The organism is Rhizobium alarense (assembly GCF_021555155.1).
GTDB lineage: Bacteria > Pseudomonadota > Alphaproteobacteria > Rhizobiales > Rhizobiaceae > Rhizobium_D > Rhizobium_D alarense.
In genome coordinates this window covers 30,932-53,937 of sequence record NZ_JAKGBU010000025.1, presented here as the reverse complement: position 1 = coordinate 53,937, position 23,006 = coordinate 30,932, and the positions used below count along the sequence as shown (strand labels likewise).

General features: G+C 63.0%; 25 protein-coding genes and 2 pseudogenes. 19 read left to right on the top strand and 8 right to left on the bottom strand.

Features of this window, described 5'->3' with window-relative positions:
- Positions 1-5 precede the first annotated feature (5 nt).
- From nac to LXM94_RS10190, 6 genes and pseudogenes are all read left to right on the top strand, one after another.
- Entirely contained in the window at positions 6-923 is a 918-nt protein-coding gene (gene nac / locus LXM94_RS10215; RefSeq protein ID WP_235771123.1) for a nitrogen assimilation transcriptional regulator NAC, read from the top strand.
- Positions 924-1,388: 465 nt separating this feature from the next.
- Entirely contained in the window at positions 1,389-1,571 is a 183-nt protein-coding gene (locus LXM94_RS10210) for a hypothetical protein (protein ID WP_235771121.1), read from the top strand.
- A 202-nt stretch (positions 1,572-1,773) separates the two neighbouring features.
- Positions 1,774-2,811, top strand: a complete 1,038-nt coding sequence (locus tag LXM94_RS10205) for a DUF3991 and toprim domain-containing protein (protein ID WP_235771119.1) — start codon at positions 1,774-1,776, stop codon at positions 2,809-2,811.
- Positions 2,812-2,878: 67 nt separating this feature from the next.
- Positions 2,879-3,481, top strand: a complete 603-nt coding sequence (locus LXM94_RS10200; protein WP_235771118.1) for a DUF1419 domain-containing protein — start codon at positions 2,879-2,881, stop codon at positions 3,479-3,481.
- Between the two features lie 11 nt (positions 3,482-3,492).
- Complete coding sequence (locus LXM94_RS10195; RefSeq protein WP_235771116.1) at positions 3,493-3,891, top strand: DUF3085 domain-containing protein; 399 nt, start codon at positions 3,493-3,495, stop codon at positions 3,889-3,891.
- 105 nt (positions 3,892-3,996) lie between these two features.
- Positions 3,997-9,154 (top strand): annotated as a pseudogene (locus LXM94_RS10190) (DEAD/DEAH box helicase family protein).
- 195 nt (positions 9,155-9,349) lie between these two features.
- Here LXM94_RS10190 and LXM94_RS10185 read toward each other — a convergent pair.
- The 3 genes from LXM94_RS10185 to LXM94_RS10175 all read right to left on the bottom strand — a co-directional run bounded on the left by LXM94_RS10185 (position 9,350) and on the right by LXM94_RS10175 (position 10,752).
- Positions 9,350-9,598, bottom strand: coding sequence for a hypothetical protein (locus tag LXM94_RS10185; protein ID WP_235771114.1), 249 nt, complete (start codon positions 9,596-9,598; stop codon positions 9,350-9,352).
- 210 nt (positions 9,599-9,808) lie between these two features.
- Positions 9,809-10,447: a hypothetical protein gene (locus LXM94_RS10180; protein ID WP_235771113.1), complete on the bottom strand. Its 639-nt coding sequence runs from the start codon at positions 10,445-10,447 to the stop codon at positions 9,809-9,811.
- An 8-nt stretch (positions 10,448-10,455) separates the two neighbouring features.
- Positions 10,456-10,752, bottom strand: coding sequence for a hypothetical protein (locus LXM94_RS10175; protein ID WP_235771112.1), 297 nt, complete (start codon positions 10,750-10,752; stop codon positions 10,456-10,458).
- Between the two features lie 505 nt (positions 10,753-11,257).
- Here LXM94_RS10175 and LXM94_RS10170 point away from each other — a divergent pair.
- The 5 genes from LXM94_RS10170 to LXM94_RS10150 all read left to right on the top strand — a co-directional run bounded on the left by LXM94_RS10170 (position 11,258) and on the right by LXM94_RS10150 (position 15,144).
- Entirely contained in the window at positions 11,258-13,105 is a 1,848-nt protein-coding gene (locus LXM94_RS10170) for a ParB/RepB/Spo0J family partition protein (protein ID WP_235771110.1), read from the top strand.
- Positions 13,106-13,204: 99 nt separating this feature from the next.
- A complete protein-coding gene (locus tag LXM94_RS10165; RefSeq protein WP_235771108.1) occupies positions 13,205-13,678 on the top strand; it encodes a hypothetical protein in 474 nt (157 codons plus the stop codon).
- Positions 13,675-14,562: a DUF7007 domain-containing protein gene (locus LXM94_RS10160; RefSeq protein ID WP_235771107.1), complete on the top strand. Its 888-nt coding sequence runs from the start codon at positions 13,675-13,677 to the stop codon at positions 14,560-14,562. The genes LXM94_RS10165 and LXM94_RS10160 overlap by 4 nt, the downstream gene beginning before the upstream one ends.
- Positions 14,559-14,942, top strand: a complete 384-nt coding sequence (locus LXM94_RS10155) for a hypothetical protein (protein ID WP_235771105.1) — start codon at positions 14,559-14,561, stop codon at positions 14,940-14,942. The genes LXM94_RS10160 and LXM94_RS10155 overlap by 4 nt, the downstream gene beginning before the upstream one ends.
- Complete coding sequence (locus tag LXM94_RS10150) at positions 14,929-15,144, top strand: hypothetical protein (protein ID WP_235771103.1); 216 nt, start codon at positions 14,929-14,931, stop codon at positions 15,142-15,144. Before LXM94_RS10155 ends, LXM94_RS10150 begins: the two co-directional genes overlap by 14 nt.
- Positions 15,145-15,153: 9 nt before the next feature.
- On the opposite strand, the gene LXM94_RS10145 is transcribed toward LXM94_RS10150, so the two are convergent.
- Positions 15,154-15,459, bottom strand: a complete 306-nt coding sequence (locus LXM94_RS10145; protein WP_064334944.1) for an alkylphosphonate utilization protein — start codon at positions 15,457-15,459, stop codon at positions 15,154-15,156.
- 527 nt (positions 15,460-15,986) lie between these two features.
- On the opposite strand from LXM94_RS10145, the gene LXM94_RS10140 reads away from it, so the two are divergent.
- Positions 15,987-16,574 carry a hypothetical protein gene (locus LXM94_RS10140; protein WP_235771101.1) on the top strand — a complete coding sequence of 196 codons (588 nt, stop codon included), beginning with the start codon at positions 15,987-15,989 and terminating at the stop codon, positions 16,572-16,574.
- Between the two features lie 296 nt (positions 16,575-16,870).
- A pseudogene (locus LXM94_RS10135) lies at positions 16,871-17,799 on the top strand (ArdC family protein).
- A gap of 172 nt (positions 17,800-17,971) precedes the next feature.
- On the opposite strand, the gene LXM94_RS10130 reads toward LXM94_RS10135, so the two are convergent.
- A complete protein-coding gene (locus LXM94_RS10130; protein ID WP_235771100.1) occupies positions 17,972-18,634 on the bottom strand; it encodes a ZinT family metal-binding protein in 663 nt (220 codons plus the stop codon).
- Positions 18,635-18,903: 269 nt separating this feature from the next.
- Between LXM94_RS10130 and LXM94_RS10125 the strand changes: the two genes are divergently transcribed.
- From LXM94_RS10125 to LXM94_RS10105, 5 genes are all read left to right on the top strand, one after another.
- Positions 18,904-19,212, top strand: a complete 309-nt coding sequence (locus LXM94_RS10125; protein WP_235771099.1) for a type II toxin-antitoxin system RelB/DinJ family antitoxin — start codon at positions 18,904-18,906, stop codon at positions 19,210-19,212.
- Positions 19,209-19,502: a type II toxin-antitoxin system RelE/ParE family toxin gene (locus LXM94_RS10120; protein ID WP_235771098.1), complete on the top strand. Its 294-nt coding sequence runs from the start codon at positions 19,209-19,211 to the stop codon at positions 19,500-19,502. Before LXM94_RS10125 ends, LXM94_RS10120 begins: the two co-directional genes overlap by 4 nt.
- A gap of 691 nt (positions 19,503-20,193) precedes the next feature.
- Positions 20,194-20,511, top strand: a complete 318-nt coding sequence (locus LXM94_RS10115; RefSeq protein ID WP_235771097.1) for a DUF736 domain-containing protein — start codon at positions 20,194-20,196, stop codon at positions 20,509-20,511.
- Between the two features lie 68 nt (positions 20,512-20,579).
- Positions 20,580-20,777, top strand: coding sequence for a hypothetical protein (locus LXM94_RS10110; RefSeq protein ID WP_235771096.1), 198 nt, complete (start codon positions 20,580-20,582; stop codon positions 20,775-20,777).
- Between the two features lie 267 nt (positions 20,778-21,044).
- The gene (locus LXM94_RS10105; RefSeq protein WP_235771137.1) at positions 21,045-21,212 is read left to right on the top strand and encodes a hypothetical protein; all 168 of its coding nucleotides are present in this window, start codon (positions 21,045-21,047) and stop codon (positions 21,210-21,212) included.
- Positions 21,213-21,298: 86 nt separating this feature from the next.
- Here the strand turns inward: LXM94_RS10105 and LXM94_RS10100 are convergent, their stop codons facing one another.
- Complete coding sequence (locus LXM94_RS10100) at positions 21,299-21,487, bottom strand: WGR domain-containing protein (RefSeq protein ID WP_235771095.1); 189 nt, start codon at positions 21,485-21,487, stop codon at positions 21,299-21,301.
- 138 nt (positions 21,488-21,625) lie between these two features.
- Positions 21,626-21,802: a hypothetical protein gene (locus LXM94_RS10095; RefSeq protein ID WP_408015616.1), complete on the bottom strand. Its 177-nt coding sequence runs from the start codon at positions 21,800-21,802 to the stop codon at positions 21,626-21,628.
- 418 nt (positions 21,803-22,220) lie between these two features.
- Here LXM94_RS10095 and LXM94_RS10090 point away from each other — a divergent pair, with 418 nt between their 5' ends.
- Positions 22,221-22,580 (top strand): hypothetical protein, encoded by a 360-nt coding sequence (locus LXM94_RS10090; RefSeq protein WP_235771094.1) that lies wholly within the window; start codon positions 22,221-22,223, stop codon positions 22,578-22,580.
- A 248-nt stretch (positions 22,581-22,828) separates the two neighbouring features.
- On the opposite strand, the gene LXM94_RS10085 is transcribed toward LXM94_RS10090, so the two are convergent.
- Entirely contained in the window at positions 22,829-23,002 is a 174-nt protein-coding gene (locus LXM94_RS10085; RefSeq protein WP_235771093.1) for a hypothetical protein, read from the bottom strand.
- Positions 23,003-23,006 lie beyond the last annotated feature (4 nt).

Sequence of the window (23,006 nt, the reverse complement as noted above, 5' to 3'; positions counted from 1 at the left end):
CCTCCGTGGACATTCGTCGACTCCGATTTTTCATTACCATCGTGGATACCGGCAGCATCACCCGCGCCGCCGACGTCCTGCACATCGCGCAGCCGGCATTGAGCCAGCAGTTGGCTGCACTTGAGGATCATTTTCGCAAGAAGTTGCTGATCCGTGGTCAGCACGGTGTGAAGATGACTGACGCAGGCAAGATCCTCTACAGGCATGCGCAGATCGTTTTGCGCCAGATGGACCAGGCCCAGGCAGAGGTAATGAACGCTGGCGAGGTCTTGAACGGCAGAGTGTCGGTCGGCCTCGTGCCGTTCAGCAGTGCGGGCATGATTGCTGTCGACCTGATAACCAGGGCGCGTGAGCGCTTTCCAGGCATTCTCATCGAACTGACGGAAAGCGTCAGCCAACCCTATAGCCAGATGATCATGAACGGGCGGCTTGAAATGGCGCTCATTCATGGCGCAGGGCCGATCAAGGGCGTCAAGTTCGAACAGATGCTGCGCGAGGAGTTCTTCCTCGTCGCTCGGGCAGATATGGTTGAGGAATGGGCCGCCGAGGAGAGTGTTACTGTGTCGTCGCTGGCGGCTTTGTCATTCCTGCTACCTCCCGCTTATAATTTCGTTCGCCGGGCGATCGACGTGGCATTCACCAGGAGCAGGACCGAGTTGAAGGTCGTCGCCGAAATCGATGCCGTCAGAACACTTTCTAGCGCGGTCCAAAACGGCCTCGGGGCCACGATTGTTCCCAGAGCGATCGCCGACAGGATTGTGCGCGAAGGCGATGAGATTGCCATAAAGAAGATAACAAACCCGGCAATTGGGGAAGCTTTATCGCTTTGTACCGCGGAGCATGCGCCGCTGTCCGAACCGGCCGCTGCTATCCGGGATCTTCTCGTCGAATTGACTGGCACCCTGCCGACACAGCCTGGCTGACCCGGTGAATGTTTACTACGAGGCGCAGCGAAGAGCCCTTCGCTGGCCGGATGCAATGTGATCTCGGCGAATAATGGCATTGGGCCAAGGTCGCCATCGTCCGCATCGAACAACGTGCCGCAATGGACTTTTAACTCGTCAAGGCGATTGCCAATCAGCAGACCACTTGTCACCGCTGAGCACCAGCACGGTGTGTGGCGGAAATAATGTCGAGTTGGCGCTGTAGCTGTGGCGCCGATGAAAGACCTGTGCCGGAAAAACCGCTGGTCCTCCGAAGCAAACCAATCCCGCTCTTTATGGATGGCGTCCTGAACCAGGTCCGGATCCCCGTCGATCAACCCGTTGAGGGTCCGCTAGCAAGCTGCGGCCGCTTGGGCGTTCGCCTCAAGCGGTGATCGCGACCGTCCCGGGTCCTTCGAGGAGCCATCGAGCGGGATTGGCCCGCTCCGGACGGAGGTTTCTCACATGGCACAGGATCTTGCACTCGCCCAACGCCACGCTTTCGCGCTCGCCCGCACCCTCATGGTCCCGGTCACGCTCTTCAGGTCGGGAAACGAGTTCGGCGTCTTACCTAGCGACGAACTCGATGACGGCGAGGTCGAGACCATCGCCGATTATGATCCCTTCGAATACGGGCCGGCTCGTTGAGCCGGCTTTCGCGTTTTCAGGTGCCGCTTGCGAGCGGCAGGCGGCAAGGGAAGCTTCGCCGCGGCCGGGTGCAGATCTGCACCTTGCCGGCCGCGCCCTTGCCCCCTTTGCTCTTCGCGGGCCGCCGGAAAGGGTCCCGCAAACTGCGGGGAGAAAAGAGAAACGGACAAGAAGGGCGGACGTGCGAGCGCCGACAGAAAGCATGGAGAAAAAAGAACTGGAAGACCTGCGGGACCGTGTCCTCTGCGGCGTCGTGTTGGAGCAGGCCGGTTTTGCGGTCGACGTGAAGGAGAGCACCCGCAAGGCGATAAAATATCGGCGCGGGGCGGAAATCGTCATCGTCATCCACGGCGGGCGGGGTTGGTTCGATCCCCTGTCCGACGCGAAAGGCGACGTCTTCAGTCTCGTCACGCATCTCGAGGGGGTGTCCTTCGTCGAAGCGCTCGACCAGGTCGCCGCATTGGTCGGTTTTGTTGCCAAAGAGCCGGTGTGGACCCAAAACGCTCGAGATCCCGTTCCGGCCGAGGCCATCCCCGAGCGGTGGGCAAAGCGCCGCAAGCCTTGGCGAGGGTCGATGACGTGGCACTATCTGCGTGCTGAACGCTGCCTGCCGGAGACCATCATCCGTGCCGCCCTCCGGATCGATGTGCTGCGGGAAGGTCCCTACGGCAGCATGTGGGCGGCCCATGTCGATGGCGATGGCGGCATGACTGGCTGGGAGGAGCGCGGCCCCGACTGGCGTGGTTTCTCGACCGGAGGGTCGAAGGTGCTGTTCCGGTTCGGCTCCCTCGATGCTCCGCGTCTGTGCGTTACCGAGGCTGCGATCGACGCCATGAGCCTGGCCGCATTCGAAGGAATGCGAGAGGGGAGCCTCTATCTCAGCACGGGCGGGGGATGGTCGCCGGCGACAGAAGCCGCGGTTCGCGTGCTCGCCGCGCGCCCCGGCGCGCAGCTGGTCGCCGCCACGGATGCTAACAGTCAGGGCGAGGCCTTTGCCGGCCGCCTCCGCGACATCGCCGAAGATGCCGGCTGCGACTGGTTTCGCCTGACACCGCCGGCCGGGGACTGGAATGACGCATTGCAGGAGAGAACAAGGGAAGAAAAGGAAAAAAAGGGAGAGCAGGAGAGGCCTGCCGCATGCCCGCCGGCCGCGTCAAGGGTGAAGCTTCGCCCGGCTTTGCCGGCCCTTGACCCGGGCCGTCGGAGAGGCGGCCGCGGGGGAGGGGTCAGGAAGGGCTGAAGAGAAGATGGCGCCATCGCAAAGATGAGCCGCGCTCCAGCCCGACGAGGCCAGAAGGAGCCCGCTCATGAACCTCTCTCCCATCCGTAAAGTCTATCAGGGCATCGCCGATCGCCGGCAGATGTTCCGCATGTTCGACCGTCACGCGCAGCGCCCGAACCGATGGGATTGCGACGACAGCGGGCTTTATCGCGGCGAATGGTTCGAGATCGGTGAGGCATCCCACGATTACATGTTCGAGATCCTGCCGCCGCTCTGGATGAAGGCTGAGATGTTCGCCATGCGCGAGTTCCTGACCGATTCCATTACCAGCATCTTTTTCACGCTGTCGATCGACGGGCGCATCCGGCACTTCCACGGTTATTGCGACCTCGCCGACAAGGGCTCGCCCGAACGCATGCGCGCCGCGATCGTCGAGCGCGAATCCCGTCCCGTCCGGGCGATGACGCGCGAGGAGAGGCTGGAACATATCTGGAGCAGCACGGCGGACGATTATCGCGGCTACGCCGGCGAGCGTTGGCCAGAGGCTGATCGCGGCAAGCGCACGGTCATGTTCTTCGCCAGACCAGGCGGCACCACATGCAAGCTGCTGGAAGACCTGACGGACGTGGAGATCGCGGCGAAGCTGCCGGTACATCTGCGTTACCTGCCCGACGCGCTCGCGGCGTGACGGAGGGCGACATGTTCACTTTCTCTCTCACGGACATTTGCGCCGTTCTGGCGCGTGGCCGTGCCGACGCGGCCGCAAATGGCGGCTTTCGGATTCCGTATCAGGGAATATCCCCTGAAGCCGAGGCCAGAGCCGGCCTATGGCTGGTCGGTGACGAGGGCGTCTACCTTCTCTCGAACGGAAAACTCGCCGAGGGACAGCGTCCGCTCGTCATCTATGCCGAGGAATGCGATCCGAAGACCAATCCGGACTACTGGCACTACAAGCGCCCATATTTCGGGGGCGACGACGGGGTCGAATTCATCGACGCCGTCGAACTCGAAAAGCTCATCGCGGCTCAGCCCGACGCGACGCATCTGCGGATCGTGATGGACGACACGTCCATATCCATCAGCCTGATCCGTCGCTGACAGCGATGGTTGCAGCCACCCTTCCAACAACTTTGCGACCGTCCCTTCCGTAGGTCACCTCCAGCGGAACGACGGCGCTCGCCCTTTTCCCAGGAGAGCATTTTCATGTCCAATGATCCCTTTTCGCTTGATCCGTCTGGCACCCTCGACATGTTCGGGAATACAGCCCCCTCGTCAGGGTTCGGCCTGGGCGTGACGGCCTTCGGTGGTTTCGCGCCCGAGGCGGCCCCCGAACCTGCGAATGATGACGATCCCGACCCGACGCCGCCCGCGCCCGCACCGGCGCTGCCGATCGCGCCGCCCCGGCGGTCAGCACCACGCCGGCAAGGGGAGCGCACGAACTTCTATCTCAATGACGGCGAGGATCGCGGCCTTGCTGCGTCCTGGAAGGAACGCGCCAGATTGAATGTGGCGGCGATCCTGCTTGCCGCTGACATCGAAAAACAGGACCGGGCCGCAACGAGAGGCGAGCAAGCGAAGCTTGTCCGCTTCACCGGCTTCGGCGCGTCCGAACTGGCGAACGGCATGTTCCGCCGTCCGGGTGAAGTCGAGTTTCGGGATGGCTGGGACGATCTCGGCTCGTCGCTCGAAAGTGCCGTCTCGGAGAGCGACTATTCCAGCCTGTCGCGTTGCACGCAGTATGCGCATTTCACGCCGGAGTTCATCATCCGCGCGATCTGGTGCGGTTTGCAGCGCATGGGCTGGCGCGGCGGTCGCGTGCTGGAACCGGGCATCGGCACGGGCCTGTTTCCGGCGCTGATGCCGAGGGCGTATCGCGATAACAGCTATGTCACCGGCGTCGAGCTCGATCCGGTGACGGCGCGGATCGTGAAGCTCCTGCAGCCGAAGGCCCGGATTATCGAAGGCGATTTCGCGCGCACCGATCTCTCGCCGATCTACGATCTCGCCATTGGCAATCCACCCTTTTCCGATCGCACCGTGCGTTCGGACCGGCAATATCGGTCGCTTGGCCTGCGTCTGCACGACTATTTCATCGCGAGATCCATCGATCTCCTGAAGCCCGGCGCCTTCGCGGCCTTCGTCACCAGTTCCGGCACGATGGACAAGGCGGATGCGACAGCCCGCGAGCACATCGCCAGATCGGCCGACCTGATCGCCGCCATCCGCCTGCCCGAAGGCAGCTTCCGCCGCGATGCCGGCACGGACGTCGTCGTCGATCTCCTGTTCTTCCGCAAGCGCAAGGCTGGAGAAGCAGAGGGCGACCAGACCTGGCTCGACGTGGATGAAGTCCGCCCTGCAACAGAAGACGAAGGCGCTATCCGCATCAATCGCTGGTTCGCACGGCATCCTGATTTCGTGCTTGGCGACCACGCGCTGACGTCGGGCCCGTTCGGTGAGACCTATGCCTGCCGCCCTCGCGCTGGCGTCGATCTCGAAACGGCACTGAAGGCCGCCATCTCTCTTCTTCCGGAAGATCGTTACGACGGCGAGCCGTCAGCAATCGACATCGAACTGGAGGACGAGCTCGGGGAAATCATCGATCTTCGCCCCGGAAAGAGACAAGTTCGCGAGGGCAGCTTCTTCATCGACGCCAGGCACGGCCTGATGCAGATGGTCGATGGCTCTCCGGTTCCGATCAAGGTTCGCAAGGGGCGGTCTGCCGAGAGGCAGCCAGGCGAATGCTTGTCCGGAAAGCATGTTCGCATCATCCAAAAGCTGATCCCGGTCCGGGATGCTGTGCGGGAGGTGCTGAAGGCTCAGGAACAGGACCGCCCTTGGAAGGATCTGCAGGTGCGCCTGCGCATCGCCTGGTCCTCGTTCGTCCGTGATTTCGGACCGATCAATCACACCACCGTATCGATCTCTGAAGATGAGGAAACCGGCGAGGTTCGGGAGACACATCGTCGCCCAAACCTCCAGCCGTTTCTGGACGACCCCGATTGCTGGCTGGTGGCGTCGATCGAGGACTATGACCTCGAGACCGATACCGCCCGTCCCGGTCCGATCTTTTCCGAACGGGTGATCTCGCCACCGGCAGTCCCGGTGATCAGATCGGCGGCCGATGCGTTGGCCGTGGTGCTCAACGAGCGCGGCCGCGTCGACGTCGACCATATCGCCGAACTCCTGCATCGTGACCCCGATGCGGTGATCGCTGAACTGGGTGACGCGATCTTCCGCGATCCGACCGATGGCTCTTGGCAGACCTCAGACGCCTACCTCTCTGGCCCGGTCCGCACCAAGCTTGCTGCCGCGGAGGCCGCCGCTGCGCTCGATCCCGCTTATCTGCGCAATGTCCGGGCGCTACAGGAAGTCCAGCCCGCCGATCTGCGTCCGTCGGATATTACCGCGCGGCTCGGGGCGCCCTGGATTCCGGCGTCCGATGTCGTCGCCTTCGTGCAGGAAACGATGAGCGCGGAGATCCGCATTCATCATATGCCGGAACTGGGATTATGGACGGTCGAGGCTCGGCAACTTGGTTATAGCGCCGTCGGCACTTCGGAATGGGGCACAAGCCGCCGCCATGCCGGCGAACTGCTCGCCGATGCGCTGAATTCCCGGGTGCCGCAGATCTTCGACACCATCAAGGACGCCGATGGCGAGCGGTGGGTTCTGAATGTCGTCGATACGGAAGCCGCCCGCGACAAGCTGCAGCGGATGAAGGAGGCGTTCCAGAACTGGGTGTGGAGCGACCCCGATCGCACCGACCGGCTGGCGCGGGTCTACAATGACCGCTTCAACAACATCGCGCCGCGCAAATTCGACGGCTCCCATCTGCAGCTTCCCGGCGCCTCGGGCGCTTTCGTTCTTTATGGGCATCAGAAACGCGGTATCTGGCGGATCATCTCCTCCGGCTCCACCTATCTCGCCCATGCCGTCGGCGCCGGCAAGACCATGACGATGGCGGCGGCTATCATGGAACAACGCCGGCTCGGCCTGATCGCCAAGGCGATGCTGGTCGTGCCCGGCCATTGCCTGGCGCAGGCGGCCCGAGAGTTTCTGGCGCTCTATCCGTCGGCCAACATTCTCGTCGCCGACGAAACCAATTTTACGAAGGACAAGCGCCAGCGTTTCCTGTCGCGGGCGGCGACGGCGGTCTGGGATGCGATCATCATCACGCACTCCGCCTTCAGGTTCATCGGTGTGCCCTCGGCCTTCGAACAACGGATGATCCACGACGAGCTGCAGCTCTACGAGGACCTGCTGACCAGGGTCGATGATGAGGACCGGGTCTCGCGCAAGCGGCTCGAACGCCTGAAGGAAGGTTTGCAGGAGCGGCTGGAGGCGCTTTCCACCCGTAAGGACGATCTGCTGACCATCTCCGAAATCGGCATCGACCAGATCGTCGTCGACGAGGCGCAGGAGTTCAGAAAACTCTCCTTCGCCACCAATATGAGCACGCTGAAAGGGATCGATCCGAACGGATCGCAAAAAGCCTGGGACCTCTATGTGAAGTCCCGCTACATCGAGACGAAGAACCCAGGCCGCGCCCTGGTGCTGGCCTCCGGCACGCCGATCACCAATACGCTCGGCGAAATGTTCTCGATCCAGCGGCTGCTTGGCTACGAAGCGTTGCGCGAGCGCGGATTGCATGAGTTCGACGCCTGGGCCTCGAACTTCGGTGACGAGAAGACCGAGCTCGAACTTCAGCCCTCCGGCAAATACAAGCCTGCGTCGCGCTTTGCCTCGTTCGTCAATGTGCCGGAGCTGATCGCCATGTTCCGGGCCTTCGCCGATGTGGTGATGCCGGAGGATCTTAAAGCGCATGTCAAGGTGCCAGAGATCGCCACCGGCAAGCGGCAGATTCTAACCGCGGCACCAACGCCGGCCTTCAAGGCCTACCAGCAAATCCTCGAAGGGCGCATCAAGGCGATCGAGGAGCGCGAGGGGCCGGCGCAGCCCGGTGACGACATTCTGCTATCCGTCATCACCGATGGTCGCCATGCGGCGATCGATCTCCGCCTGGTCATGCCGGCGATGGATGACGAGCCGGAGAACAAGCTCAATCTGCTTGTTCGCAACGCCCACCGCATCTGGATGCAGACCTCGGAAAACACCTAATCTCCGCCCGGACGGCAAGCCTTACGAACTTCCCGGCGCGGCGCAGATGATCTTCTCCGATCTCGGCACCATCAATGTCGAGAAGACGAGGGGGTTCTCGGCCTATCGCTGGATCCGCGACGAACTGGTCCGCATGGGCGTGCCGCCGTCGGAAATCGCCTTCATGCAGGATTTCAAGAAGACCGAGGCGAAGCAGCGCCTGTTCGGTGACGTGCGCGCCGGCCGGGTTCGCTTCCTGATCGGTAGCTCCGAGACGATGGGTACAGGCGTTAACGCTCAGCTCAGGCTGAAGGCGCTGCACCATCTCGACGTGCCGTGGCTGCCGTCGCAGATCGAGCAGCGGGAGGGCCGCATCGTCCGTCAGGGCAACCAGCACGATGAGGTCGATATCTACGCCTACGCCACGCAAGGCAGCCTCGATGCGACCATGTGGCAGAACAACGAACGAAAGGCCCGGTTCATCGCCGCTGCTCTTTCCGGCGATACGTCGATCCGCCGGCTGGAAGATCTGAACGAAGGTCAGGCCAACCAGTTCGCCATGGCCAAGGCGATTGCCAGTGGTGACGAGCGCCTGATGCAGAAGGCGGGGCTGGAGGCCGACATTGCTCGCTTGGAGCGTCTGCGCGCCGCCCATGACGACGATCTCTTTGCAGTCCGCCGGCAGCTTCGCGATGCCGAGCGCGAGATCGAGACGGCGAACCGCCGCATCGGCGAGATCGGACAGGACATCGAACTGTTGGTTCCGACATCAGGCGATGCCTTCGCAATGACCGTGATGGGTAAGCCGTACACGGAGCGCAAGGATGCCGGCCGGGCGTTGATGAAGGAAATCCTCACCCTCGTCCAGCTCCAGAGCCAGGGTGAAATCCACATCGCATCGATCGGCGGCTTCGATCTCGTTTATGAGGGCGAACGTTTTGGCCGTGGTGACAATTACCACTACCAGACTCTGATTCAACGCACTGGCGCGGATTACGAGATCGATCTCGCCGTCACTGTCACGCCGCTCGGTGCCATCTCCCGCCTCGAGCACGCGCTCGACGGGTTCGAGGAGGAGCGGGAACGTTATCGCCAGAGGTTGGCGGAGTACCAGCGGCGGCTTTCCTCCTACCAGTCGCGGCAGGGTGGCACCTTCGCCTTTGCCGACGAACTGGCTGAGAAGCGCCAGCAGTTGCGTGAGGTCGAGGAGTCGCTGGCTGCCGTGGGGCGCGAGGGGGTGGAGAACCTGGACGAGGCGGCCTGATCCCTCCATTGCGATGAATATCGTCCCCTGCAACCCGGCAGGGGACGATATTCATCGCAATGTTTTCAGAAGGTCGATGCCGTATATCAGGAAACGCGACCGGCCGACAGGCGCCGCGACGCAACTAGGGGTCGGTTCCGGGAGAGGGCGAAATGACGCTCTAAGCGGTCCTTGACAAAGAGCTGGCCCGCCGGATCATGCCTTATCCGCTGCGCGCTCGTCTTCGTATTCCAGCTCGCGCGCTGCTTCAGGGATCAATGATAGCCACTTCGAGCCGACGCGTTCGATTGCCTCGGCGAGCGTGTAGTTCATTTCGGCCAGCCAGTCCGGCCGGTTTAGCACCAGCGCAGCGGCCAGCTTCTCGCCTGTGGACAAGACGCCAAACCCGCCGTGTTTGGCGTCCCGTGATTTGCTGATGATGTGCTGCAATTCCTGGTCGTTCACAGAACCGTCCTCCGCTGGCCGTTTTGAGTATAGTCTGTTTTGGACACCAGTCGCACCCTGCAAATCAAGGCCTTCCCGCATCAAAATCCACGTGAGTTCAATTGGAATGGGCTTTCTTGGCCCTGGAGTGTCATTTCGCCCTCTCCCCGAACCGACCTCGACTGGTGTGCCGCTTCCTCCATTTGATCAGTTGCCGTTCGGCCGCCGCCTTCAGGCGTTAACGACTGCGGCGATATCCTGGAGATGTCTCAGTTCGCGGGGTGTATTCGGTCCCAAAAGGTCCTTCTCTATCTCCATGACGACGCTGCGAACGGTGTCGGTCTTGTTCATGCCGCTCGTTTCCATGAGCCATTGAACGTCCCGGTCGGTCTTGGGCGAGATCTTGAAGGACAGCCGACGATGGGGGATCCTGATCCCGCGGCTGACGCGCTTGCGTTGCTCTGTCTTAACAGCATTCCAGGCCTCGAAATCACGGCGCAGCATTTCTGCCGTCTCTTCGCTGTGCCGCAGTCGCTGGAGATAGAAGGCGAAGAGAGATTTCCTGAAGCGCGTTGTTGCCGACGGGTCGACACGGTAGGCGGCCGCGTCAAGGATTTCGACCTCTGGAGCAGGAATGCTCACTTCAAGGGAAATCTCGGCCGCGTCCCGCGCACGCCGGATGGCCGGGGTCGATTGTGCCGGGATCGCAATCACGTTCTGGCATTCGTCACAAACCGCTGCCAGGATCCCCTTGACCACGCCGGACCCGTCCTCGAAAGGCACATCACGATAGGCGAAGGTCGTGGAAACAAGCTTGCCGCAATGCGGGCAAATTGCCCTGCTCGTGTCACCTGGTTGATAGAGCTTCATGTGTCACCTCATTGATGCACGCTGATGAACACCGTGTCCGGGTCAACAAAGTAGAATTTGATGTACCAGCTCTCACGCTGGATTATGTGAACCTCGATCGAGGGCGCCTGATGATGCGGTGAGGCTGTGTGATCCTGACCCTGGCTGCGCTTCAGCACGTCGCAGATTTCCTCGGCAGTTACCAACCCGGTCAGAAGCAGGTTCTTCGTGTCTACGTTCGAACGGTGCGCCTCGTGCTGGTATCTCCCGCTCTTGAGGGCGGCAATCACTTTTCGTTTGGCTTCCTTAAATCCTGTCCTAGCCATATATACGAAGTTCCTCGTAAAAATCAACCGCCGCGATTGACGCCCGGAGCCCGACGCTCCCAATCAGACGACAATACTTCCATTTGCCAGATGATTGCCGGCGGCGCTACACGCAACCGTCCTCCTCTGGAGGCTGAAGATCTCCACACTTATGGGCTTTCGCTGGCATTCCGCCCATCAATCCATGCCGCTCGCCGCGGCCCAGTGCCCGCTGCAATCTGCCGCTGACACCTCGCCGGAATGGAAAGAAAACAAAAGAAAAAAGAGGAGAGGAAACCGGTCGCAGATCGGCCTTCCCGTCGCCGCTTGCGCTCAACCGCCCCCTCCTCACCCCTGCCGGTCGTTCTCGCAAGGCTTCGCCCCGCTCGCCCGGACCGGCAGGGCCGCTCGGGCGCAGTTGCGCCGGTCTGCCCGCCCTGCGGTCCGGGAGATGTCTTCGGAAGAACTGAAGACGGACAAGAGCCGGCGATGTGCCGGTTCCGCGACCCCGGAAGGAGCAAATCCGATGCAGATCCTGAAACTCGATCCCCGCGCGCTGAAGGACAATCCCGACGACGCGCGCCGGTCCAAATCGTCGCCGCAGGCTGACGCCCTGCTTCTGGCGACAGTGAAGGCTGTCGGCATCATCCAGCCCCCGGTCGTCTCGCCGCAGACGGATGGCGGGAACGGCTACATCATTCAGGCCGGCCATCGCCGCGTCCGACAGGCGATCGCCGCCGGCCTCGAGGAAATCGAGGTGATCGTCCGCGAGGCGGCGAACGATAACGGCGCCATGCGCTCGATGGTCGAGAACATTGCCCGTGAACCGCTTAATCCTGTCGACCAATGGCGCGGCATAGAACGGCTCGTTGCGCTGGGCTGGACCGAGGAGGCGATCGCGGTCGCACTCGCTTTGCCGGTCCGGCAGATCCGGAAACTCAGGCTGCTCGCCAACGTGCTGCCGGCCATGCTCGATCATATGGCGCTCGGTGACATGCCGAACGAGCAGCAGCTCCGCACTGTCGCCGCGGCCTCGCTCGACGAACAGAAAGAGGTGTGGAAGGCGGACAAGCCGAAGAAGAACGAGCGGGCCGACTGGTACAATATCTCCCGGGCGCTCACGAAGACGCGCATGTATGCGAAGGATGCGAGCTTCGGTGACGACCTCGCCGCGGCCTACGGCATCGAGTGGGTCGAGGACCTGTTTTCGCCGGCTGACGAAGACACGCGCTATACCACCAATGTCGAAGCCTTCCTTGGCGCCCAACAGGAATGGATGACCAACAACCTTCCGAAGAAGGGTGCGATCGTCGAGGTCAACAATTGGGGTCAGCCGGAACTGCCGAAGAAGGCCGAACGCGTTTACGGCAAACCTTCGAAGTCCGACCATGTCGCCATGTATCTCGACCGCGACGGCAAGGTGCAGTCGGTTGCCTTCCGCATGCCGGAGGACAGACAAGCGAAGGGCAAGGGCGGCGTCTCCGCGACAGGCGGGCAGGGCGATGTTCATGACGGCAGGATCATCGACACGCCGAAGCCGCGCCCCGACGTCACCCAGAAGGGCCATGACATGATCGGCGATTTCCGCACCGACGCGCTGCACGAGGCGCTCGGCCGCGCGCCGATCGAGGACGACATGCTCATGGCCTTGCTCGTTCTCGCCTTTGCCGGCCAGAATGTCCGTGTCGATTCCGGCTCCAACGACACTGTGTTCGGGCCGAAGCGCTTCCGGCGTCATGCCGCCCGTCTGTTCTCCGAGGACGGCAAGTTTTCCTTTGATATGGAGACGGTGCGCATCGCCGCCCGCTCCATGTTGACCGACGTCCTGTCCTGCCGCCGCGGCATGTCGAACAGCGGCGTCGTCTCCCGCATCGCCGGTGACGCCATTGGCGCCGACGGCTTTCTGCCAAACATGGGCTCCGAAGATTTCCTGTTGTGCCTGTCGCGGCAGGCGCTGGAGGCGGCGGCGAAGGAGGTCAATGTCCTGCCGCGTCCAAAGGTGCGCGAAACCCGTGCGGCCCTGGTCGACCACTTCAAGGACGGTCATTTCGTCCATGCGTCGGCGATCTTCGCTCCTGATCCGAACGACGTCGGCGATCTGATCAAGCATGCCGAGACTCTCGACGACGAGGAAGCCCAGGTTGACGCCACAGGGGATGGCTTTGCCGGCGCGCCCGTTGAGGGCGCCGCGGTCGATGCGGAGACGGATGCAGATATAGGCGAAGGCGCTCCGGTTGGCGGGAGCGTCGTCGGTCAAGGTGAAGCCCTCGATCCGTTCGAGGGTGAAGCCGATCTGCCCGACACCTTAGACGACGGTTCCGTTACAGCCGAGCCTGACGAGGCGCAGGAGGCCTATCGCGTCGCGGCGGAATAGCCGCCCCCGCACTTTCCTTTCGAATGATGTTCCGCCGCCGGTGATTTCCACCGGCGGCGGTTTCGTTTTCGCACCCCTCGAAACCTAGGGAGAACTTGCATGTCCGCGCATATCGCATTTATGGCACCCCTCGGCTCGATCATCGCCTGGTCGGACGGCGCGCCGCGGCCACCCGAACACCATCGCAGGAAGCTATCTGCATGGCAGAGCAATAACAGCAGCGGCCGCCTGATCAGCAAACAGGGAGAACTTGGCTCAGGCAGCATCATCCTGCCCGAGAGCATCACGCTTCATGAAGCCGACCACGGTGCTGCCGGCGTCATCACAATCCGCGTTCATCGGACCTTCTGGCTGGAGACCCGTCTGACGTTCACGATTGAAAAACGCCCTGCCATCGGCAGTTGCCGCGTGTTCGATCGCGCCGGTGACAATGCCGAGCTCGTCCATCTCGCAGCGAATCGCCGAGCCGCAGAGGAATGGCTGTCCCGGCACGGCTATCCTCATGCCGCGCTGGAGGTCGTCACTGCGGACGAGGTCGCAGCCGACGTCGTGGAAGGGAGGGCGGCATCATGAACACCAGCCCTGTCCTGACCGAAGCCAGTGCCACCCCCGGATTTCCGGGGGTTACCTTTGGTCGATCCGCCGAAGGGTTTCCGGTCGCCCGCGTGAGTGACACGGCGTTCGCGATGTTGCCTGGCCGTGAAGGCCGGCACTATCTTGCCACCGGCTGGAAAATCGCCCGGCCGCTCGCCGAGTGGCGGCGATGCGACTTCTACGGTCATTCCGGCGAACTCGCCGACGAGGCGGCGTTTCGCGAGCGCGTGATCGAGAATGCCGAACATCAACGCGAACGGCAGGCACTCGGCCGGCACGAGATCTTCACCCGCGTCCATACGCCCTGGGGGATGTCGCAGCACACGACCGTCTATGCGGAGGGCGTCGAGTGCCATTCCACCGCCGGGCACGGCGGCTTCAGGCTCTCGGCCGAGCGCAACCGGAAGGTTCACCCGCTTCTGCGGTCGAAAGACGGCTTCTATGAGGAGGACTCCGCCTGGGCGATCGTCGCGATCACCTTCCCCCATCTGTTCACCGCGTTCGAACGCCGCTGCGCGGAACGGTCCATCAAGGTTTGGTGGCCCGACGCCTGGGAAACGATCTTCGCCACGACCCTGGTGCCGGGGGAGTCCCATGTGAAGGACCGTCGCGCTTTCGAGGCGGCCCATGCCGATGACTGGATCGTCATCTCCGCCCTTCGCTCCGATCATCATACCGGCATGATCGAAGTGATCGCCACGCGCGGCGGGAAGCGGGAGCAGAATGCCGGGGAACGACGTTTTCTCGTGCCCTCTGGTGAATACGAGCCGGGCCGCTTCGGTTTCGTCATCGATGCCGATCGTCATCGGTCCTACGACGGGCCGTCGAGCTTTGTCGTCTGGCAGGGGAGGGAGACGTCATGACCCGGTCCCCGGAACGTCAGGCGTTGCTTTTCCGGATGGAAGAGGCCCGCCGCCAGACACAACGCCAGCTCGACATGATCGACCGGCAGATTACCGCCAAGATGACGGCTCTCATCCCGTCGCTCGGACGGCGCCGGAGCGGATACCGGCGGGGTAAACCGCCCGCGCCGGAAGCCTTCCTCGCCCGCTATCGCTCCAGTCTGGCGGCGATCACCGCGGAACGGCAGCCGGAGATCGATGCTCTTTCCCGCAAGCTCGCGCGCCAGGAGGCGGCCATCGCCGCTTTCCAGGCGCGACCGGAATTTAGTGCTTCCGCTCGGGTCCGGAACGAGGATGCCGTCATCACCGTCGTGAGAGGAGCGCGCCATGAGGCGCTTTGACGCCGAGCCGCTTCCACCTCTGACCGAGGAAGAGGTGAATGCTCTTCAGGATTATGCCGCCAGACACGGCCGTTCGTGGAAGCGCATCCTGAACAATGCCTGGATGGGCGAAGCGCCCCATGACGATGGCGGGATACTACGCCGACTTCGCAACACTCGCGGCCCCACCTGGCTTGATCGTTACCGCTTGCCCAAACGGTAGTGCACCGCGTCAACGCTTGCGCACGAATTCCGTGCGCAGGACCAGCCCCTTGATCGCGTCGTGGCGGCAATCGATCTCTTCCGGATTATCGGTGAGCCGGATCGACCTGATGACGGTGCCCTGCTTCAGCGTCTGGCCGGCGCCTTTGACCTTCAGATCCTTGATCAGCACGACGGAGTCGCCGTCGGCGAGAACATTGCCGGAGGCATCCCGGACTTCGGCTGCCTTCGCCTTCTCCGCGGCAAGTTCGGAGGCCGGCCGCCATTCCCCGGTTGCTTCGTCATAGACGTAATCGTCGTTGCTCTGGTCGCTCATCTGTTGTGTCCCTTCCGTAGGAGACCTTGTAATGGCCCCGGATGTCAGGAGCGCATCTATCGCGGAAAGCCGCCGAGATCAAATCGCCGCCGCTTTCCCATCGAGAGCGCCTCGCAGACCAGCGGACATCGGGAGGACGTTAGAGCATTCCGGCATTGGTGGGCGAAGCTATTGTAGTAGACGGGAATTGGTCTGGCGCGCGCCTTGCCTGGTTTCCTCTTCGGCTCTGGCATCCGATGTCGATCCCTTGGCCGATCTGCCCTTCGGTTTCGTTGCGGTCTGAACCGGCGGCCGGTCGTTTCAAGGCCGCTGTCGCGCCGCGGGGCGGCCGGTCAAGCCGCTTGTCGCAGAGCAGGAACGCGGGCCTCGCAGGTCTCAAAGACCCGCTTGCCCGCGCACCGGCTCCGCTCGATCTGGCCTGACCGGACCCTGAAACGCCCGGCTTGCGCCGGTTCCCTTCGACCGCACCGAAGGGCAGACCGGCCAAGGGGCCGAACCGCTTCGGGGAAACCGAGAAGGAAACCATCATGGCAAAGTCCGCAACCCAGTCCCGCCAATCCGCCCGAGTCGTCCAGCTCCGAAAAGGCGCCACCATCGAAATGGTCCGCCTTACATGCCCCGATGAAGCGCAGGCGCTCCGGATCGCCGAAAGCTTCGGGACCGCCATTCTCGACAGCGACGGCATTCGCGACATGCACGAGCGCCTGATCGTCGAGACCGCCACGGGCCTTTCCGAGGGCTTAAGCGAACGGGCGATGCAGATCCATCTGCAGCGCATCGTCGGCGCTTATGTCGGATCCGCCCACGGCGCCGGCCAGTTCTACTCCCGCGCCGTCAGTGAGGCGCGTGACGCCACCGCCAAGGGTGCCGCCGAAGCGCGCGACGAGGATCTCGACGGTCCCGTCGGCTATGACAGCGCCGCCCAGCGCAAGCGCGAGTTCGCGGCCGACATGGGCGTTCAGGCGCACGCGCTGCGGATGGCCGCCGAAGGTGCCGTCGCCGCTTACGAGCAGATCGTCGGCGAGGCATGGAAGCCCTTCGACCGGCCGGTCGACAATCCGGGCCAGTCCCTCGACCGCAAGGCGGCCGCGGCGCAAATGTCGGCTTTCGATTGAGCTGCGACATCGCAATCCGCATCGGGGTCGTCTCCGCCGGAGGCGGCCTTTTCGCGTGTCAGGCCGTCATCGCCGGGCGCTGGTGGAGAGCGGCGAAAGAAAGAAGAGGCTGAAAAGCCCCATCGCAGCCCCGTCCCGTCCATCGGTCCTGCAGGAGCCGGCGGCAAGCCGCAACGGCTGCGCCGTCCTCCACTAACGTTCCGGCCGTTCCGGTGCGCTTGCCCGCCTCACCGCTCCTGCCATCGGCCCTCCGCGACGGGCCGCGATGGGCGCGGCCTCACACGGAGGTCAGAAGAATGAGCAGGAAATCAGAAAGCGCGAGGATCGACATCTATGCGCGGATCACGGAGCGCATCGTCGCCGATCTGGAGAAGGGGGTGCGCCCGTGGGTGCAGCCCTGGAGTGCCGGCAACATGTCCGGCCGGATCACCCGGCCGCTCCGCCATAACGGACAGCCATATACGGGGCTGAATGTCCTCCTGCTCTGGTCGGAGAGTATCGCGCGCGGTTTTACATCGGCCACATGGATGACCCTTCGGCAGGCGAACGAACTTGGCGCCCATGTGCGCAAGGGCGAAAGCGGTGCGACCGTCGTCTATGCCAGCCGATTCACGAAGACCGAGAAAGACGCGAGCGGCGGCGACGTCGATCGCGACATCCCGTTTCTCAAGGCGTACACGGTGTTCAATTGCGATCAGATAGAAGGTCTCCCGGACCATTATTATCGCTGTCCGGAGCCGGCCGCCGATCCGGTCGCGCGGATTGCGCATGCGGACCGGTTTTTCGCCAACACCGGCGCGGTGATCCGGCATGGTGGATCGCAGGCGTTCTACCAGCCGTCCAGCGACATCATTCAGATGCCGGAATTCGAGGCGTTCCGGGATGCCCAGAGTGTTATTACGCCGTCCTGGGTCATGAGGTCACCCACTGGGTTGGCGCAAGCCACCGCCTGAATCGCGACCTCAGCCGCTACCATAAGGATCGCACGGATCGCGCGCGCGAAGAGCTTTGTGCCGACATAGGGGCATGTTTCCTTTGCGCCGATCTCGGGATCGTCCCGGAACTGGAGCCGCGGCCCGATCATGCGAGCTATGTCGCCTCTTGGTTGCGACTGCTCGACGGCGATCGCCGGGCCATCTTCCAGGCGGCCGCACATGCGCAGCGCGCCGTCGCCTATCTCCACGATCTCCAGCCGCAGGCAGAGACCGGGCGGGAGGCCGCCTGATGCTTCACGCTCCGAGGATCGCAGGGGAGGGCGGCGAGCCCTCCCCAATCCGGCTGCGGGCGATCTTCGTGTCAGACGCGAGCATGTTGATCGCGATCGCTTTCCCGGCCGCGCCGCGGAACGCAATCCGCCTGACGAGCAACCGCTTCAGACGGCCGACCGTTCGGCTCGATCAATGAGCCAGCATTTCCTCGACGATCTGCTTTCCATTCAGGTTCGAGGGGTAGTAGGTCGGCCAGTTGGTGACCTCGTTCAGCAGCGCGGCGCGGTCATTGCCCCAATAGAGGTGGTAGTGGTCAGCCTTTTCCGGGGCGATGATGTGGTCGCTGAACTGGATGAACTGAGGTGCTGCGTCATCGCCGGCAGTCTTCCTGAAGATGAAGCGGACGCCGCGATTGCCTTTCTTGTAGGTGAGGATTTCGTGGCCATCCGTTTCATAGTCGCCGCTCACCTGTTCTTTGCCGCGGAAAAACGTGACCTTCTTTCCATTGATAGTGATCCGGTCGACGTCGGTCTTGTACCCGGTGTCATAATAGGCACGATACTCCCCGGCGCTCTTGTCACCATGCTTCGCCTTGTCCGCCATCACCGGATCCAGCGTTCCGTCGACAAGATAAGGATAGACGGACTGCCAGTCGCCTTCCCAGTCCGACAGAAGGCGCGCCTTTACCTGGTCGTCATCGAAATACCCATCGTACACCGATCGCTTCGCATCATGGGAATGGCCGTGACTGTGATTGTTTCCGGAGGAAGTCTGGGCGCTGGCCGTCCCCGCGAGAACCAGCGTCGAGGATACAGCCAGTACGTAGCCGAATGTCTTGATCACCTTCTTCATTCCCTCAAACCCTTTCGATTGTTCGGCACGGATCGTGCGCGGATGATATGTAATAACGTAACAGATTGCCGATTAGCCTGCTTCGGCGTCGGGCGCAAGAGCTTGGTGGATCATTGATTCGCGCCGCTGGACGAGGCCGACCTGTCCAACACCGCCGACCATGGGCAGCTCGATTTCGGCCCGAACGAATGCGAAGGCATGTGCGGCACGTAGAAGTCTGGCATTGGTCATGCAATTGCATTACATTACGGCCAATACAGGAGGCGACAATGGCCGCAAATGCTCTCGTTCAAACCCGCATCGATGCTGAAGTCCGGGATCGTGCATCCGCCGTGCTCGAAAGCATGGGGCTGACCGTCTCCGACGCCGTGCGGATCCTGCTCACCCGGACCGCCAATGAAGGCGCGTTGCCGCTCGAACTTGTGACGAGCAGCGAGGCGCACGACGCTTGGTTCCGGGCCAAAGTGCTGGAGGCGCTGAACGATACTCGGCCCGACATTCCCGATGACGAGGCCGAGGCGCATTTCGCTAAGCGGCGTGCAGCGGCACGGCGCAAGGCAGGCGACCAGAAATCGTGAAGCTCGTATGGTCCGCCTTCGCGCTCTCCGATCGCGACGGCATATTCACGCACATCGAGGCGGACAATCCCGCCGCCGCGGTCACGGTCGATGAACGCATCGTCGCGGCCGTGCGCCGTCTGCGAGAGTTTCCGGAAAGTGGCCGTCCCGGCAGGATTGCCGGGACGCGCGAGCTGGTGATTACCGGCACGCCTTATATCGCTGCCTATGCCGTAACGGAAACGACAGTTCGGATCCTTCGTGTCCTGCACGGCGCGCAACAGTGGCCGGACACGCTGCCCGACGGCTGACATCCCATTCTTTGCATCGGAGCTGCCGGAAGGGTGGTCTCATGTGCACCCGGCGATGTGCGCGGAAAGAGGCTTGGCAAGCGGAGCTCCTGGGGCGGAGAACCGGAGCATCCTCCAGCCATGTCCGGAAGAGGCGATGTCCTCCTTCTTCGCCAGCCAGCATGGGTTGATGCGTGGTGCATTATCAGGGGCGAGGACAAGCCCGTTAGCCTCGCTGCTCGAGGGAATGACCGTCCAGCCGGCATTGGTTCGGCAGTGACCCGAAGGTGATGCGGCCGTGGCCGCCGGCGATGGTATCGACGGAAGCGGCAAGACCGTGGGCGCGGCGTGTCATGCGCATTGTGCCGAAAATGATGGCGTCAAGCTGCCCGTTTGCGAATGGGCGCCGATAACCGCATGGCATGTCGCGTTCCATCCGGTTCCGAATGGGCCACACCCACGCAGACCTCGATGGATCTGGTGTGACCGAAGGACGACTTCGTCTCGCTCGCCATCCCGCAACGGCCGTCCGCAACTTTCTTCCCCTGCGAACTGCGTTCGCATTCCTCGCGGTAACCAAGAAAGCCGCTTCCGGCCGTCCTCCACTCACGTTCCGGCCCCCCAGGGGTGCGGCGTCGATCGCCATCGGTCCTTACACCGCCATCGAGGCCGCGGTGGGCGCGGCCCGAGCAAACCGGAAAGGATCACGACAATGGCAGTCATCGGCGAATTCACCACCAACGGCAACAACTCGATCATCGGCAACGTTCGCACGCTCACCGTCAGCATGCGGGCCCGCCTCAACCCCATCGAGCGCGTCTCGCGCGACGCCCCGGACTTCCGCATCACCGCCGGCAACGGTGTCGAGGTCGGCGCGGGCTGGAAGGCGATCTCCAACGATGGCGAGGAATACATCTCGGTCAAGCTGGACGACCCGAGCTTCAACGCCCCGATCACCGCAGCCCTTTGGCCGAGCGAGAAGGAGGGGGAATACGCCCTCATCTGGAACCGCCCGAAGCGGGAGGCCTGATCCCCGCCGCACAGGAGCCTCGCCGCCAGGGCGGGGCTTCTCCCACCCGAGAACCGATGGAGGAACTCATGTCAAAATCCGATGATCGGCGCCGCAAACCGCATCCGGATGACTACGCACTCTGGCCGGACGGCTCCTGGGCGCAACTCGAAGACATTTGGCGGGGTCAGTATACGTGGAAGTCGGACGACTACGAGGTCATTCGTTACGACGATACCAAGCGCCTTCGCGAAACCGGTATCCAGGACGAACTGGACTGCGGCTAGTCACGTCCGGGGGTTCCGAAGCCGGAAGCAGGCATCGAGCCCGCTTCCGGCTTCTTGGTGCCACACGAGAACGGGGGTCTGCTCAGTTCGTCCAAGAATGCCATGGCGGCCCGGAGGCCTCAAGGACGAGCGGTCAACCCCCAAAATGCTGGCGCATTTCGGTTCCCCCACTCGCCGGCTCCGCCGGTCGCGTTCGCGATCCTTGACCCCTCCGACCCGCCATGACCGCCGGCGTCGTCTTTCACAAACGTCAAGGAGACGACGATGATGATTTCCATCGAACAGCAAGTCGAAGAGCTTCGGGCCGAGCTCAGGGCGGTTCTGGACGCTGACGAGCGCCGCCAGATTGCGGCGGAGCTGGAGATGGCGCTGGCCGAGCTTGCGGTCATCGAGGCCGAGCAGGACGGCCGCATCAGCGGCGAGCCTCCCTTCTGAGGGAGGCATTCGCCTTGTCAGGAGCCCTGTCGACCAGATCGACCGGCCGACAGGGGACACCGATTCCAGCGCCTGTAGCGCTTGCTCTACTGCGGCCGGTAGCCGCGCATGCGTTTGCGACGCAGCAGCTCCAGGAAAAGCAGAACGGCATCCTCCTCCCTTTCGAAATGATGCTGCCTCGCTTGGCCACGCGCGCCGATGCGCCCCCATCTGCGGGTCAGGCAGACGTCGCCGAACAGCGTCGCCTCGATCGACATGGCGTAGTATCGGGCCATGTTTCTCGTAGGGTCCTTCCGTTCGACATAAAGCTGGTAGGGTTGCGCGATCATGACGACAGAATCGCGCCCTTAGGTTCCACGGTCCAACGACTTTCTTGAATCGGTCAGCCGCGACCGATTCATGGCGTTGATGGATCAGCTGCACCAGCTCTGCCGCAGCCCGCCCCAGCGGCGCGCAAGCCCCTCCTCGACCAACGTCTCGCCAATCGACCGGCCTTTCCGGGTGACCGTGCGGAGCTTGCGTCGGTATTGGTCCTCGTCGCAGAACCCCGCCACGAGCGAGAACCGCCCGGCATTGAGCAGCTCCTGCAACCTGTTGGGCGAGCCCCTGCGGGGACGGCTCTACTCGCACCGCGAGCGCGGTGCTCCCGGAGCCCGCAAGCGGTCTCCGCGCAGTCGCGTGATGATCCTCTCGCGGGCGTTGGGCCGGCCCCGCGCGAGCGCAGAAAGGCCGAGGGGCGGAAAGGACGACAGGGCCGGCTGGTCGCCGGACACGGTCACGGCGCCTGGCGGCACCGTGGTTTCCTTCTCTCTCTGCCTCCCATTTTGCACCCGCCACTCCGGCGTCAAGGACCACGCGGCTCCTCCAATTTTTCCACCGCCGCGCTGCGCGCCACGCCGAAAAAATCGGTTCCTCCGCTTGCCGCCTCTGGCGGTCGCGTCCGCGATCCCTGACCCCTCGCGGCTACGGTGCGGCCTCCCTTCGTCAGAGAACGAAAGGAGACATCTTATGGCACAGCGCAAGATCAAGTACATCGATGGCGGCAGCCCGGAATACTGGCGGCAGCGGACCGAAGGTTTCCGTCTTATCCGTGAAGCCGAGCGCGCCCACGAGCGCGTCATGAGAGCGCCGATGTACATCTCCGGCGGCTACGACGAGGACGGAGATGTTATCCCGGCCGAGAACCTTGGACCATGGGACGCGATGGATGCGGCGATCCGAGCCATAGAGGCACACGAGACCGCGGTCGACATTCTCGTCGCCCAGCGTCGTACGCAGATCGGCTTGTGGCGTATCAACGCCGTGATCCGCGAGCTCAACCCGGTCGGTGACGACGACCGCCAGTCCGTCGGTGCGGACGCCGGCTAAAGCCCGAGACGAGAGGCGGCCGACGCCGCCTCTCGTCTTCGTCTCGCTGTCGGACCATGCCAGCCGGATCGACCGGCCGGCATGGTCTGATGAAAGAGGGGCAGGCCCCCTCTCAGCACTCTACCCATGAAGGGGCAGGGCAAAGCCCCGCCCCCTCAAACACCCCCACCCATGGGGAAAGGGGACGGTTCCCTCCTCCCTTTTCCCAAACCCCTATCCCTCTCCCGGGCATGGCCTTCGGCCACCACTTACAGCGGGAAGATCGGGCGTTGGTCCTTCGGCGATGTCCGATGTCCAGAAGGACATTCGCTTTCCGAAATCAGCCGATCAAGGATCTCGCGATGCGCACCATCGGCATCGTCGGGTTCGATGCACATCGCTTCGGGTCGCGCATCGTTCCGCGTCAGCACGACGCTCGCCATCGGC

What these genes read in the sequence shown, in the direction of transcription:
- LXM94_RS10205 (WP_235771119.1), top strand. Translation starts at nt 1,774, where the DNA reads ATGGAGAAAAAAGAACTGGAAGACCTGCGGGACCGTGTCCTCTGCGGC.
- LXM94_RS10210 (WP_235771121.1), top strand. Translation starts at nt 1,389, where the DNA reads ATGGCACAGGATCTTGCACTCGCCCAACGCCACGCTTTCGCGCTCGCC.
- LXM94_RS10085 (WP_235771093.1), bottom strand. Translation starts at nt 23,002, where the DNA reads ATGGCGAGCGTCGTGCTGACGCGGAACGATGCGCGACCCGAAGCGATG.
- LXM94_RS10155 (WP_235771105.1), top strand. Translation starts at nt 14,559, where the DNA reads ATGACCCGGTCCCCGGAACGTCAGGCGTTGCTTTTCCGGATGGAAGAG.
- LXM94_RS10125 (WP_235771099.1), top strand. Translation starts at nt 18,904, where the DNA reads ATGGCCGCAAATGCTCTCGTTCAAACCCGCATCGATGCTGAAGTCCGG.
- LXM94_RS10145 (WP_064334944.1), bottom strand. Translation starts at nt 15,459, where the DNA reads ATGAGCGACCAGAGCAACGACGATTACGTCTATGACGAAGCAACCGGG.
- LXM94_RS10195 (WP_235771116.1), top strand. Translation starts at nt 3,493, where the DNA reads ATGTTCACTTTCTCTCTCACGGACATTTGCGCCGTTCTGGCGCGTGGC.
- LXM94_RS10180 (WP_235771113.1), bottom strand. Translation starts at nt 10,447, where the DNA reads ATGAAGCTCTATCAACCAGGTGACACGAGCAGGGCAATTTGCCCGCAT.
- LXM94_RS10150 (WP_235771103.1), top strand. Translation starts at nt 14,929, where the DNA reads ATGAGGCGCTTTGACGCCGAGCCGCTTCCACCTCTGACCGAGGAAGAG.
- LXM94_RS10165 (WP_235771108.1), top strand. Translation starts at nt 13,205, where the DNA reads ATGTCCGCGCATATCGCATTTATGGCACCCCTCGGCTCGATCATCGCC.
- LXM94_RS10175 (WP_235771112.1), bottom strand. Translation starts at nt 10,752, where the DNA reads ATGGCTAGGACAGGATTTAAGGAAGCCAAACGAAAAGTGATTGCCGCC.
- LXM94_RS10100 (WP_235771095.1), bottom strand. Translation starts at nt 21,487, where the DNA reads ATGGCCCGATACTACGCCATGTCGATCGAGGCGACGCTGTTCGGCGAC.
- LXM94_RS10200 (WP_235771118.1), top strand. Translation starts at nt 2,879, where the DNA reads ATGAACCTCTCTCCCATCCGTAAAGTCTATCAGGGCATCGCCGATCGC.
- LXM94_RS10140 (WP_235771101.1), top strand. Translation starts at nt 15,987, where the DNA reads ATGGCAAAGTCCGCAACCCAGTCCCGCCAATCCGCCCGAGTCGTCCAG.
- LXM94_RS10160 (WP_235771107.1), top strand. Translation starts at nt 13,675, where the DNA reads ATGAACACCAGCCCTGTCCTGACCGAAGCCAGTGCCACCCCCGGATTT.
- LXM94_RS10090 (WP_235771094.1), top strand. Translation starts at nt 22,221, where the DNA reads ATGGCACAGCGCAAGATCAAGTACATCGATGGCGGCAGCCCGGAATAC.
- LXM94_RS10130 (WP_235771100.1), bottom strand. Translation starts at nt 18,634, where the DNA reads ATGAAGAAGGTGATCAAGACATTCGGCTACGTACTGGCTGTATCCTCG.
- LXM94_RS10110 (WP_235771096.1), top strand. Translation starts at nt 20,580, where the DNA reads ATGTCAAAATCCGATGATCGGCGCCGCAAACCGCATCCGGATGACTAC.
- LXM94_RS10105 (WP_235771137.1), top strand. Translation starts at nt 21,045, where the DNA reads ATGATTTCCATCGAACAGCAAGTCGAAGAGCTTCGGGCCGAGCTCAGG.
- LXM94_RS10115 (WP_235771097.1), top strand. Translation starts at nt 20,194, where the DNA reads ATGGCAGTCATCGGCGAATTCACCACCAACGGCAACAACTCGATCATC.
- LXM94_RS10170 (WP_235771110.1), top strand. Translation starts at nt 11,258, where the DNA reads ATGCAGATCCTGAAACTCGATCCCCGCGCGCTGAAGGACAATCCCGAC.